Consider the following 13,813-nt stretch of genomic DNA (forward strand, 5'->3'; position numbering starts at 1 on the left):
CTTCTATTTATCTAGTTGTAAACTCTTTTTTCCAAATCGTATATTTTTCTATTCTTTCTGCATTAGGTTGATAGCCTATGCCTGGATTGGCAGAGAGGGTTATAGTTCCATCTTTTTGTACTTCCACAAATGGATCGATGATATCTTCCTGCCAATACCGAGTAGAACCTGCTGTATCACCGGGCAGTGAAAAATTCGGTAAGGAGGTAATGGCAATATTATGTGCTCGTCCAATCCCAGATTCCAACATTCCTCCGCACCAAACAGGAATACCGTGCTCAAACGCATATTCATGAATTCGTTTTGCTTCGGACAGACCACCCACACGACCAATTTTTATATTGATAATTCGTGTGCTTTCCAGTTCTATAGCCTTACGGGCATCCTCCAGAGTATGGATACTTTCATCTAAGCATATTGGTGTTTTTAACTCTCTTTGCAATTTTGCATGATCGACAATATCATCATGTGCAAGCGGCTGTTCAAACATCATTAGTTTCAGTTCATCCATTTCTTTAAATAAATTTAAATCGTCAAGAGTATATGCAGAGTTTGCATCTGCCATCATGGGAATGTTTCCAAAGCGACTGCGTAGTCCTTGTAAAACATCTAAATCTTTACCTGGCTTGATCTTTATTTTCATTCTGCGATATCCTTGCTCAAGGTATTGCTCTACTAACCGATAAAGATCCTCTATTTTTTCTTGAATTCCGATACTTATGCCTACCTCGATCTTTTCTTTTTTTCCCCCCAATGCAGATGCAAGTGTTTTACCTTGACTTTTTGCATATAAATCCCAAACTGCGCCTTCGAGAGAAGATTTTGCCATCATGTTTCTTCTTATAGGAGAGAACCAGTCATAAATATTATCTGGATGGATAAATTCTTCATGTTCAAAAAGGATAGGGATCAAAAATTGTTCAATGATATGTTTTGCTGTTCCTACTGTTTCTTCGTTGTACATCGGAGCAGTATTAACTACACATTCTCCGTATCCAACGAAGCCTTCTCCATGGACTTCTGTAAGTAAAAATTCACGATCTGTTTGAGTGCCAAAACTGGTTTGGAAAGGGGATACCATTTTCATTTTTAATTGACGCAATACGATTTTATCCAATTTCATTGAAAACACTCCTTTTATCTCTAGCTGAAATAAACTGAGTACTCACCTCCTTAACAAGATATATTCTTTGTTCATTCTGAAAAAATGCCCAACTGTGAATATAATTGTTCTAGCTTTTTGCGACGGGATTGATCTTCTTGAGACAGCTTACTTTGTAGACCTACTAAAAATAGATTTAATAGACTGATGCTGGCAGCGATAGAGTTATAGCCTGACATGAGATTGGTTTCCGCATAGAAACAAAGATCTGCTGTATTTGCGATTGGGGATAAGATACGGTCTGTTACTGCAATTACCTTTGCTCCTACTTGTTTCGCGTATTCTGCTATCTTTAGTGAATCTCGACTATATCTTGGATAAGATATAATAAAAGCTACCGATTTTTCCGATAAAGTAAGCAGTTTACCCATATGGCCAGAAGTAGGATTCAAATCAACGTGATCACGAAGTTCACCTAAGCCAAAGGAAAACCAGTGTGCAGCCGCATATGAACTTCGATACCCAATCACCAGCACACTATCTGCCTGCAATAGCCAATCTATGGCTTTCCATAACTGCTCTTCATCTATTTCATGGGAAATACGTTGTAATATCTCAATATCTTTGTCAATAATCGGAGTGAAGACCGCAGATGTTTTTCCGTAATTTGCAATTTTTTCGTCGGGAGATGACGGTTTCTTTGCAACAACTTCGTCTTGAATTGATTGCTGCATTTCAGAAAAACCTCGAAATCCTAATGCATATGAGAGGCGAATCACAGTGGTCTGACTCACATTGATTTCCCTGCCAATCTGTTCTGCTGTCAAAAATCCAACTCTATCAAAATTTTCTAAAATATATTCAGCAACTTTTTTTTGTCCTGTTGATAGTTTTGGGAATAACCCTTGTATCAATTGGCGAAAGTTGACGTTCATAAGTTTCATCCTTTGCAGTTTTTGCTTCCTATTTGTAAAAGGAAGTATTATATGCTTCATAATTGAGTTAGACTATATCATGAAAAAATAATTTTGCAAACCCTTTCATGGATTTTTATTATTTAGTTTTACAAAGGGGATGGTAGTGGTTTTCTATTTTTTTGAGCAAATGCTTTTTTGTAGCATGGAAGGTCATAAAAGGAGATCAAGCATAGAAGCGGTTGGAAGAAAGAAGGAAAAAGGTATGGAGGGGATTAAAATAGCAGATATAAATTAGATCGCTGCACACATGAGCAGAACTCGATTGTGCAGCGACCGGCTCCCTATATGAAGAAGCTTATCTAGATGGAGGAACCACCCAAGAACCAATTTTCACACTATTGTATGCTTCCGTCCCTTCCTTCCGGTAGTCATAAATGCGATGGCTGCGGTACGCAGATTTGTAGGCCAAGGTGGCAATTCGGGAGACCTCGGGATCAGTCAGTTTGACCTTTTGCTGCTGAGCGTGCTTGCGAACACACTCCATCACACGATCATGCATCTCTTTCCTAAAAGGAGGGGAGTATGACATGGTGGGTTCTTGACTTTGATTGATAATAGGCTCAAACTCTTTCAGAACGTTATGAAAAATACGAAGCCTTGTTGCGTCGAACTTGATTCCACTCTTATGAGTTTCACTCATCATTGCTCCATGTGTTGTGGGAACCGATGATTACTTTAAAATCTTATCACACTTCATTCAGAAGGGGGGAGATTTATTTCAATTTTTTTTAAAATAAAGCGGCTAACTCTGTTTTGTCTTTGCTGGTTCGCATGGATGCATTTTTTTATTTCTATTTTACATGGAAGTTTCATTATTGAATAATCACTTGATATTCTTTCATCCATTCATTAATTTGACATAAGTATGCAAACAGATAAGTTGGCCCGTCATAGGAAGATGAGTCTTCTGGTGAGTTATCAGTAATAGCAAATACTTTCTTTGTATCGAGTAATTTCAAAATTGGGGAACTCTGATCCATCAGAATTTTTTTCATCTTTTGGCGCATTTCTTTGGCATAAGAAGGGTTTTGTGTCATCGGATATGCGCTTTTTTTCCGATAAAGTACGTCATCAGGCAAAAGTCCTTTAAGTGCTTTGCGCAAGATTCCTTTTTCTTGACCTCCAATGGTTTTTAATGCCCAAGGAATATTCCAGACGTATTCGACTAAACGATGATCACAAAAAGGAACGCGTACTTCTAAGCCTACTGCCATACTCATGCGGTCTTTACGATCGAGTAAAGTTGGCAGCCAACGAGTTAGTGTCAAATAAAAGATTTCACGGATTCGTTCATCTTTTTCACTTTCACCAGATAAACGTGGTACTTCATCAAGTGCCTCACGGTATCGGCGATCGATATATGCTTGAGGACCGATGCGGGCTGCCCATTCTTTAGATAAAATACTTTCTATACTGATCGTGCTGGATTGGGTAAATGGGATCCATGGAAAAGTATTGGCTTCTAAGGAAACTTTTGAATGGAACCAAGGATAACCCCCAAATACTTCATCTGCAGATTCCCCAGAAATAGCTACAGTGGCATACTTTTTCAACTCTTTAAACAGGAGGTACAGGGACATATCAATGTCTCCCATGGATGGAAGATCACGAGCATGCAATGGAACAAGAAAATTTTGAATAAGATCTGGTGTATCCAATAGGATGTTATGATGCTCTGTCTCAACATGAGCCACTACTTTTTTCACCCAGGGAGAATCCAAAGTTGGGTGAGCAGGAGTTGCTTGAAAATGCTTTTCACTATCTCGGTAATCAACAGAAAAGGTTTGAACTTTTCCTCGCTTCTGTTTGTTTAAAATCTCTGCGGATAAAGCTGTGATGCCGCTAGAATCTAATCCGCCAGATAGTAGGGTACAAATAGATACATCTGAAATTAGCTGACGCTCCACAATATCGTACAGCAATTCACGAATTTTTTTTGCAGTTGTTTGAGGATCATCTGGGTGTGGATGACTTTCTAATTTCCAATACTGTGTTAGATGGCTTCCGTCTGGATTAAACCGAAGGGTGTAGCCCGGACGAATTTCTTCCACACCTTTAAAAATACCGTGCCCTGGTGTTCGAATGGGAAATAAAGCGAATAGTTCAGATAAACCTTCTGCATCTACAATTGGTTGAACCAAAGGATTCGCCAGCAATGCTTTCAGCTCAGATCCAAAGATAATAGCGCCATCTCGTATAGCATAGAAAAGTGGCTTGACCCCAAGTCTATCTCTGGCTAAGAAAAGTTCTTGTTTGTTTTTATCCCATATACCAAATGCGAAAATACCATTTAAATGTTCAACACAAGCGGGTCCCCATTCGATATAAGAGCGCAGTAGTACTTCTGTGTCAGAGCGGGTTAGGAAAGAATGTCCCCGTGATTTCAATTCTGCTGTTAGCTCGATAAAGTTATAGATCTCCCCGCTGTATGTGATAACGTAATTGTTATTGTTTTCGTTTTCATTAGCGATCATCGGCTGCTTTCCACCTTCAAGATCGATGATTGCCAATCGACGATGAGCAAATGCAGCATTGGTGGACAGCCATATCCCTTCTGCATCAGGGCCGCGACATTCCAAAGTATCAGCCATCGATTGTAAAACATCTTTTTGTTGATTTAAATCGGTGTTCCAATCGATCCATCCCGTAATCCCACACATTGATTTCCAACCCTCTTTCACTCGGATATTTTATAATTTTCCATTTAATTTTAAATATTAGCTCGTATTTACACAAATTCATTTTTGTCTATAATGAAATTGACTAGAAGGAATGAAAGGTGTGCATATATTGGAACTTCTACAGCTGGAGTACTTTCGCACGGTAGCTCGTTTGGAGCATATGACAGAAGCCGCAGGAGTATTGCATGTTACGCAGTCATCGTTAAGTAAGACGATCCAACGATTGGAGGAGGACTTGGGTGTTCCCCTCTTTGATAGAAGCGGACGCAAGTTACGGTTAAACGAGTTCGGTCGTTCATTTCTGCAACGTGTAGAGAGGGCTTTATTTGAATTGGAAGAAGGGAAACGGGAAATTGCTGATTTGACTAGTAGCGAAAATGGGAAGTTGGCTCTGGGTGTTAACACGGCTTATATGGTGGCAGAAATTCTTCATCAATTTCGAGAAATCCGACCCAAAGTCCAGTTTCATGTTCATCAGCTCAGAACCCATGAAATGGAAATTCAAATGAAGAAGGGGGAGCTGGATTTTTGTTTGTCTTCCCCGCCAATTCAAGGAAGTGAATTAGTTTATGATATCGTTTGCCGGGAGGAAATTTATGTTGTTGTTCCAAATACCCATCGATTGGCGAACAGAGAACGAGTTCCTTTATCCGAACTGAAAGAAGAGCGGTTTGTTAGTTTAAAAAAAGGTTATGGAATTCGTGATTTAATGGATCTTTATTGTGAAAAAGCTGGATTTGTACCTGAAAATACGTATGAAGGGGATGAACCAGCAGCATTAAGTCCTCTCGTTCAAGCAGGACTAGGTATTTCCTTTATACCTCAATCTGCACTAGCCCTGTCACCAGAAAATATTGTCTGTTTGCAAATTGAAGAACCAGTGTGTATACGGGAAGTTGGACTATCAAGATATAAGAGTCGCTACTTATCTAATGTAGCAAAGGAATTTCGTCAAGTAATCATCGAGCACTTTCAGAAAATTGCTCAAAGGAATGATTTGTAGTATCTTTTTTCGTTTAGGGGATTGATGAAAGGATTAATTGAAAAACTGTCTCTTTTTATGAATAAATATCAGACAGCAAATTTATTTGATGTGAAAAAGAAAGATGATAGAAGAGTAATTAGTAATTACCTTCTAATCATCTTTCTTTGTTTTTTCGCTTTCTAATCGCTGCATGAGTGTAGAAGCAGAAGGTATATGTTTGAAAGATTCACTTGTGTAAAAATGCTCAGTCTGAAGTAGCCCCAATGTGCATACTAATCATTCCTTCTAGTCAATTTTATTATTGATAAAAATGGATTGGTATAAATGTATATTACCATTTAAAATGAAAGATGACAGTGAAGATAGCAATGAATGATGAATTTTACGAACAGCACAATTGAATTTGTTTGTCAGACGACAGCATGCAAATCGTTTAAAAAATGAACAGGAGCTGATCTTTGTGAGAACTTCTTTAAAATTACAGAATTGCATTTTCGCTAGTGATTTCGCCGAAAACCGGATTGGAGGAGGAAAACAATGAGCAACTTACAAAGCATTGTTGATCGTTTCGAGATCGAAGCGCTGCGCAGCGAGTTCACCGACACAGTGATGATGCGCGACCCCGACCGACTTGCATCGCTTTTCATGGAGGACGGCGTTTGGCGGATTCCTGAAGGCAACATCGAATTTGTCGGACGGGAGCAGATTCGCGCTGGGAGCAAGAAGTTACAGAGTCAGTGGGATTTTTTCGTGCAAACCACGCATCCGGGCACGATTCAGCTCGAGGGCGATACCGCAGTCGGCCGCGCCTACATTTCAGAGCTCATGCGCCTGCTCAACGGTAAGGGCGGGCTGAACTATGCCGTCTACCATGATCGTTACCAGCGCACAAAGGATGGCTGGAAGTTCGCAGAGCGCGTCTACGAGATCAGATACCTCGACACCACACCGCTTTCGGGCACAGCGAAGATCGATTCACATAAATAAGAGCAGATCTTCGGTGCCCTGTAGATTATCATGAATTCAATAAATAAGATTCAGATGATAAAGATAGAGTCTGAAAATATGTGTGAATATTGAGAATTATATTAATATTTAAAACTTATATTCTGCTGCTCCTTTATTTAGATCATCGGTAGATAAAAAACCTTGGCAACAATGAAGGGATGATAAATAATGTCTAATAGGAACAAAGCTGTAGTTATTGGAGCAGGAATTGCTGGACTGTTAACGGCAAGAATGCTGTCTGATTATTATAAAGAAGTATATGTTGTAGAACGCGATGAATTGCCGACTGCACCATCTAATAGGCAAGGCACTCCACAGGCTTTCCATCCTCATCGTGTACTGCCGCGCGGTCACATGATATTGGAGCGTTACTTCCCTGGTTATACAAATGATTTATTAGATCATGGTGCTTTTCCCTCGACCGCCGAAGAATATATGGTTGTCAATCCATTTGGTACCATTGTAAACCGTTCTTTAGTCGTGACTGCTTCAGGCAGCAGGGCTTTACTAGAATGGGTGCTTCGTCAACGTGTACAAAATATCCAGCATGTTCACTTCCTGTCAAATACAGAAGTTACAGGTCTCATAACTTCTGATGACCATCAAACGATTACTGGCATTTATACAAAAAAACGTAGCAAGAATAAAGAGAAAAGTATGCTTACAGCAGATATGGTTATTGATACTGCCGGACGCTCTTCAAAGGTCATCAAATGGTTAAAATTGCTCGGTCATACTGTACCAGATCCAGAGGTATTAAAGGTTTCCCTTGGTTATAGTACACAGTACTACAAAATACCAGAGGGCATGGGAGATAATTGGAAATCGATTATATCGGAAGCACAGCCTGCTAAAGGAATAAGTACTGGTATGTTGTTGCGTATTGAAGATAATATAGCTGGAACATTACTGTTTAGCGCAGGTGGAGAACATTATCCTTCCACGAAATCGGATGAATTTCTAGCGGAACTCAAAAATATCAATGCTTCTGAAATTGCTGAGATGGTGAGTAACTTAGAACCGTTGCAAGGACCTCGCGAATATCGTACACCAGAATCGATACGGCAGCATTTCGAGAAAATGGAGACTTGGCCGTCGGGACTGCTTGTTCTGGGAGATGCATTCTGTAACTTTGATCCCATTTATGGACAAGGAATGACGGTAGCTGCAATTGAAGCGGAAACGGTTGGGAATTGTCTGGAAGAGCAGAAACGCAATCCATTGCCATATTTTGAGCGGCATGTGCTAAAACGGATGCAGGAAGCCATTGAACCAGCATGGTGGCTGAGCTCTATTGCTGATTTGCGATGGAAAGGTGTCGAGCATATTGGCGTAACACCTTTAAAGGGAGTTACATTTGCTCAGAAATACATCGACTTGTTCACTAAAAAGGTGACAGAATTAGCCATGGATGGTAACGGAAAATTTTATCTAACACAGTTCTTGATGAATTCCTTAACGCTGCCTCCTAGCAAGTTCTTTAATGCGGAAATACTGACCAAGTTATTGGATGATAATGGTTCGTCAGAAGAAGAACAATTAAGAGCGGAGCTGGGTGTTCAGGATCCGAAACTATTTCAGCAACGAATTAATGAATTAATTCCGTCGTTTGATGCTGCATTTGATGAGCGTTTGAAGAACGTTCTTACATCTATCGAAGAGTAAACTAAAGTCTTGGTACAAAAAAATCCAGTTCCTCTATAGAAGAATAACAAAGACCGAGCATTTTTACTCGGTTTTTGTTTGTCGCTAGTTTAAAATGGGACTTTTGACATTCCAAACGGCTAATACCGTAGGATTCTTGGGACGTTAGACTCCTAGTTCTTCATTACCAAGTTAAACCATGAGTCCCACGGTTCTCTAAACCACACGAAATAGTTTTGACTCACAATCGATTTGTTCGGATTTCAAGTAATCCGAAAATTGTAAGTAAAAGTAGTTATCAGTAGAATGAGTTTGTAAAAAGCGTTGAACTTATTAGAGAGACAAATCATCCTTTTATTCAACTTTCTTTTTCATCTCACGATTCAAACTGAGGATTTTCTCACTCGAAATCATATAAAAATTAAGTACATCAATTTCACTAAATACAGTCTGATGAGTCACATCCGTGTTGAACCTTCTTCCAATCCACATAGAGAACTTGTTCCTCTGCTTAATCAGCTATTTATTCATAGAAAGCAAACCAGCCATAGGAAAGTTAGCATACTAGGATCAATCTTCTTTGCATTTAGCAGTTTACATGGTGAATGATGGAAGGAAAATTGAAGAGGACTATCCCGTTTTAATGAAATAGTCCTAAATTTTGTTAGATCAATCGTTCATTCTGGCTGGTTGGCAGTTTTCTTTCCTGTTTCAAAAAGAGTAGTGATTCCTTCATAGGATAAGTGCATCGTCATTCCCATTGCTGCATGCAATAAATTATGACAATGATCCATCCATATCCCAGGATTATCTGCTTTAAAAGCAACTTCATAAACTTCACCGGGACCCACATCTAATGAATCCGTCCACCAAGGGCTTCCTGTAGTTGGTTTCCCATTTTTACTCAGAACGAGCATAACATGACCATGAAGATGCATGGGATGATGATCCATACCACGATTGATAAAAGTTGTTTTTACAAGATCGCCTTCTTTGACCTTTAACATAGGAGTATTAGGAAAAACTTGTCCATTAATGGTATACAAAAGATATAACTTACCATTATAGAACCCTGCTCGACTATCTAAGACAATCTTGAAGTTTCGGTCAAATTTACTATGAAGACTGAAAGGTGTTTTTTGTTTTTTTCCATATATGCTCGGATCAAATATTGGATTGTTTTCATTTATAGCAGGAATTACATTTGTTTTCTTCTCACGAAAGACGATCCCAGGAGTTAAACCTGCATCACTTTGGCTAGTGAGCCTTACGGCTGTTTTTGGCATGGTGAATAAAATATCATAGCGTCCGCCGCCAGCGACAAAAAGGTTCTGATTTTTTATGAATGTAGGAGACACAATATTGTTTCCATCGATTGCAGCCACTTTAAAGGGAACTCCTGATAATTGGAAAGATTGTGGGGAGTTTTGAGCATTAATTAGTCGCAATCTGACAAGTGTACCAGATGGAATTGTTTGTCGATCGAGTGTGTCTTTTAATCCATATGTGGGAGTTAATGAGCCGTCATTTGACAATTGCCAAGCATGACTTAATACGGTGATGTCTTTTGTATTAGGCTGTGGCATAACTTTTGGTTCTACAATGAGGGAACCAAATAATCCTTTGATTACTTGTTTCGCTGATTGTTGGTGGGAATGGTACCAATACGTTCCTACTTGTTTTGCTTGAAAACGGTAGACGTGTGTTCCCCCAGGCGGTACCGAATCTTGTGTCACTCCTGCAACTCCATCTTCTGCATTTGGTACATTATAACCATGCCAATGTATTGTAACTCCATCTTTAATATCTTTATTTTTCAAAACAACTTCAACTATGTCCCCTTGTTTTACCCGTAATTCTGGGCCAGGAGTGATTCCATTAAAGGTCCAGGCTTCTAGGCTCTTACCAGAACTTAATTTTACTTGTTTTTTTTGTGCAACCAATTCAAAACGATGATCTACTTTCTTGGTTTGAGGACCTGTTAATGTTGATACACTTATTTCTTTATTATTCATGGAATGGTTCATCATTTGCATATTCATTTCTTTATGATGCATGCTTCCCATATTTATATGATCAGGAAGAACAGATGCATTTAAGGATACGGTGTACCAGCCACCTATGAGGATGGCAATGCAAACAAAGGAGATCACGGCGTGTAAGAGCCTTGTAGATGGATTTATGACATAATGGTTTTGTTTTAGTTTTATACTGCGTCTGTTTTGTCGAAACCATAAAGCAACTAGAACCAAAGCGAATATACTCCATAGGAGAATAGCATTTGAAATATTCAATTCAAATGGATAAACAAAATAGAAAGAATAACAATCTATGATCGCACTAATCAGTGCAGCTTGAATAGGAAGAACGAATTTAGGTGAGGTAAGCAACTTTCGATCCGAATCATCTGCGTAAGATTGTAAATCGTCTGACATTTCACTGGTGATCTTTCGCGAGATCGAAAGAGTAACAAGTGTTGAGAATGCGGACGGAATAAATATTGGCATAGACAGTAATACTTTTTCCTTCATAAATTCCCATCCATACGTTCCGAGTAAGCCTAGGATGACTAACTCTGCAATTCCCATCACTTGAGCCAAAACGTATAATATTGTAAAGCGTTTTATACTTTGTCTCAACTTCTTTTTCGTTGATCGGAAGGGAAGGCGACCCAAACGATTAGCTGTAATCGCCCATAAAACAACTAATAGAAATAAAACTGTAAAATCAGTCAAGTATAGTTGTTGATACATGATTAAAACTCCTTTCACTATATAGACAGCGAAATATTTATAGATTTCAAATCAATCTTAAGGAATAAATTACATTTATTCAAACGCATTTAAATTCATAAATTAATCGATTCAAAGGAATGGTATCTTGCTTAATTAGATAAAAAAATAGAAGGATGGATAAACAACCTTCTATTTGTTATTTTTTGGCACTCTTAACGAATCGGCGTAAATGAACTTTTACAAATCTAGGCAAATAAAATCTTGTTGATTAATTATATTTTCATACTAAAATAGTATAGGTTAGAATAAATGAGACAGAGGTATTTATTTCCTTGGCTTCTAATTTACAAAAGAATGACCTTTTTGTTCTTTATTGCAGTCTTTTTTATAGAAGAATGAATATCTCTAGGAAGAAACAAATGGGTAAGGAGAAAGAAAAATGGGAAAATGGATTATGTGTGTGTTATTGTTCACTTCCTTTTTTGTTATTTGCCTTTTTGCGTCCAGTTATTTAGATATAGATCATGTAAGAAAGGGACACGTATCAGCTAGAAGTAATTCACCTCAAAAAACACCATCAAATTCATTGAATAGTAGTTTCCAGAAAATTCGACTTGAGGCCCAAAAACTGAAACGAAAACATATTTCTGTTTACTATGTTCCTCATCCAGATGACGAACTTTTAACCTATGGAGTTCCGATTCGTAACGATTTGCATGCTGGAAAAGTTGTTTATCTTGTGTTGTTTACACATGGTGAAACATCATCTATTATAAAAAAATTAAACCAAATGGTTTATCCAAAACTAACTCCATATGAGCTTGGTTTGGCTCGGGTGAAAGAATTTAACCTTTCCAGCCAGGATTTAGGAATTGGTAATAACCATAAAGATGTTTTTGATCCTCAAAAAGAGAAACAGAGAATCGAATTGATTCGTAAAACAGCACTGTTTTTTGAACAGACTTTTCCTTATGTAACGCAAAATGGACTAAGCAGGTATGATGTCATACCTGATCATGCAATAACTGGTATGGTATTGGATCAACTATATAAACAAGGTAAAATCAAGCATAAGAAAATTTATGCTTCCATCTACATGTCTCGCTTTGCAAAACATCGACTGAAAGGTGTACAAATCTTCCTGAAAAACCAAAAAGATAGCCATGCTCTTAATAAAGCGATTCGTGATTATGACCGTTGGGACCCTCAGCATAGATGGTATGCGTGTGGCTTTATGAGTGTACGTCCTCAATTTAACAGCTTTTTTAAACATAAGTATGCTGTTTTAGTTAAAGCATAACAAGAAAACAGAGATAATCATATAAAAGAGCCTTGGGTTTGATACCAAGGCTTTTTTCAGTTTTTTAGAGGTTTATATTTCTGTTTCGTTCTCCGTTTTTCCTCCGCTGGTAAAGATAAAATCCAATTCCATTCACTATTATCAATCCAAAGAGAATTGTTCCTAATGGTCCCCAACCATTTTCACCGGTGAACAACAGGGAAAGCACTAGTTTACCTATAAGTCCCGCATTGCAAACAATCAATCCTAGTTTTAAGGATCGTTTCCAAAAAACAAAGCATAATAAGGCTACACTTACCAATATCGCCAAAATTGCGAGTATTCCTGATACGGGATGGGCAAATAATTGTTTTTCGAACATGAGTACTTCATACATTTGCGGGTCTATTTTATCAGGTGCGGGAAACCATACCATACTGCTCATCAATAAAAGAAATGTAATGACTATTCCTATCCAACTTCGTCTGTATGCAACATAAGCGAGCAGGATCATAAAAACGGGTCGAATATACCAACTCAATGGATTTAGATGCCGTTCAAACGCCCAACCAATCAATTCTTGGAAATCCATTATTCATCCCTCCTGAGTAACAAATGAAACAAAATTATAAATTCGTTTCATTTGTTATCGAATATGATACACTAACAAACAATAGGATGCAATTGATTTTAAAGAAGGTGTTAATGATGATTAAAGAACAACAAAGCAACAAAAAGAGAAATACTATCTTGGCTGCTGCTATTCGTCTCTTTAAGCAATATCACCCTAACAAAGTGAATATTCGTGATATAGCATCGGAAGCAAATGTATCTGTAGTTACGATTTATAATCACTTTCAAAACAAAGATGGACTTATTTTGGAGGTAGTAAAATTAGTGGTTTCTAAACAAGTAGATTTGTTAAAACGCATAGCTAGTGGGGATTATACATTTGAAGAAAAAATCGAGGCGATTATCTTTAAGCAAACACAATTGATAACCGAGTTTCACCCTGACTTTTTTAAACATGTTGTAATGGAAAACACTGATATCGCCGGGTATCTACAAAATACTTATAAAGATCAATTAACTGACTTGCTCTTGGAAATTATTCACCAAGGAAGGGAGGAAATGAGAGTTGACTCAGATGTACCAGATTCCTTTATTATCAGCATTTTGAATTTATTTAACCAAGATATTCAATCAGGCAATAGCCTGTTATTAGCAAATCACTCCATTGAGGAGGTACATAACAAAATTATCGAAATTGTTATTTACGGGTTATCAGGGAAAAGATGAATAATCTTTGTAATACCGTGTAGCGGGTACATGAAAAAGTGATTCCCGGAAGAAAGAAAAATGGAAAATTGATGGTATCAACCTTCCATTTTTTCTCTACAGG

At 38.1% G+C, this 13,813-nt stretch carries 10 protein-coding genes; 5 read left to right on the forward strand and 5 right to left on the reverse strand.

Annotated features, from left to right (window positions below; genetic code table 11):
• Nucleotides 1-7 precede the first annotated feature (7 nt).
• From menC to asnB, 3 genes are all read right to left on the reverse strand, one after another.
• Nucleotides 8-1,123 carry an o-succinylbenzoate synthase gene (gene menC / locus AC5WOC_RS09810; protein ID WP_496055231.1) on the reverse strand — a complete coding sequence of 372 codons (1,116 nt, stop codon included), beginning with the start codon at nucleotides 1,121-1,123 and terminating at the stop codon, nucleotides 8-10.
• A 71-nt stretch (nucleotides 1,124-1,194) separates the two neighbouring features.
• Entirely contained in the window at nucleotides 1,195-2,037 is an 843-nt protein-coding gene (locus AC5WOC_RS09815; RefSeq protein ID WP_496055232.1) for a MurR/RpiR family transcriptional regulator, read from the reverse strand.
• A gap of 854 nt (nucleotides 2,038-2,891) precedes the next feature.
• Nucleotides 2,892-4,739: an asparagine synthase (glutamine-hydrolyzing) gene (gene asnB, locus AC5WOC_RS09820; protein ID WP_496055233.1), complete on the reverse strand. Its 1,848-nt coding sequence runs from the start codon at nucleotides 4,737-4,739 to the stop codon at nucleotides 2,892-2,894.
• Between the two features lie 130 nt (nucleotides 4,740-4,869).
• On the opposite strand from asnB, the gene AC5WOC_RS09825 reads away from it, so the two are divergent.
• The 3 genes from AC5WOC_RS09825 to AC5WOC_RS09835 all read left to right on the forward strand — a co-directional run bounded on the left by AC5WOC_RS09825 (nucleotide 4,870) and on the right by AC5WOC_RS09835 (nucleotide 8,418).
• Nucleotides 4,870-5,763 carry a LysR family transcriptional regulator gene (locus tag AC5WOC_RS09825; protein ID WP_496055234.1) on the forward strand — a complete coding sequence of 298 codons (894 nt, stop codon included), beginning with the start codon at nucleotides 4,870-4,872 and terminating at the stop codon, nucleotides 5,761-5,763.
• A gap of 519 nt (nucleotides 5,764-6,282) precedes the next feature.
• Nucleotides 6,283-6,732, forward strand: coding sequence for a nuclear transport factor 2 family protein (locus AC5WOC_RS09830; RefSeq protein WP_496055235.1), 450 nt, complete (start codon nucleotides 6,283-6,285; stop codon nucleotides 6,730-6,732).
• Between the two features lie 189 nt (nucleotides 6,733-6,921).
• Nucleotides 6,922-8,418, forward strand: a complete 1,497-nt coding sequence (locus AC5WOC_RS09835) for an FAD-dependent oxidoreductase (protein ID WP_496055236.1) — start codon at nucleotides 6,922-6,924, stop codon at nucleotides 8,416-8,418.
• A gap of 656 nt (nucleotides 8,419-9,074) precedes the next feature.
• Here AC5WOC_RS09835 and AC5WOC_RS09840 read toward each other — a convergent pair.
• Nucleotides 9,075-11,150: a multicopper oxidase family protein gene (locus AC5WOC_RS09840; protein ID WP_496055237.1), complete on the reverse strand. Its 2,076-nt coding sequence runs from the start codon at nucleotides 11,148-11,150 to the stop codon at nucleotides 9,075-9,077.
• A 421-nt stretch (nucleotides 11,151-11,571) separates the two neighbouring features.
• On the opposite strand from AC5WOC_RS09840, the gene AC5WOC_RS09845 reads away from it, so the two are divergent.
• Nucleotides 11,572-12,432, forward strand: a complete 861-nt coding sequence (locus AC5WOC_RS09845; RefSeq protein ID WP_496055238.1) for a PIG-L family deacetylase — start codon at nucleotides 11,572-11,574, stop codon at nucleotides 12,430-12,432.
• A 64-nt stretch (nucleotides 12,433-12,496) separates the two neighbouring features.
• On the opposite strand, the gene AC5WOC_RS09850 is transcribed toward AC5WOC_RS09845, so the two are convergent.
• Nucleotides 12,497-13,003: a hypothetical protein gene (locus tag AC5WOC_RS09850; RefSeq protein ID WP_496055239.1), complete on the reverse strand. Its 507-nt coding sequence runs from the start codon at nucleotides 13,001-13,003 to the stop codon at nucleotides 12,497-12,499.
• A gap of 113 nt (nucleotides 13,004-13,116) precedes the next feature.
• On the opposite strand from AC5WOC_RS09850, the gene AC5WOC_RS09855 reads away from it, so the two are divergent.
• On the forward strand, nucleotides 13,117-13,710 hold the full coding sequence (locus AC5WOC_RS09855) for a TetR/AcrR family transcriptional regulator (protein WP_496055240.1): 594 nt from the start codon (nucleotides 13,117-13,119) through the stop codon (nucleotides 13,708-13,710).
• The last annotated feature ends 103 nt before the right edge of the window (nucleotides 13,711-13,813 follow it).

The organism is Shimazuella sp. NTD247, from assembly GCF_059510415.1.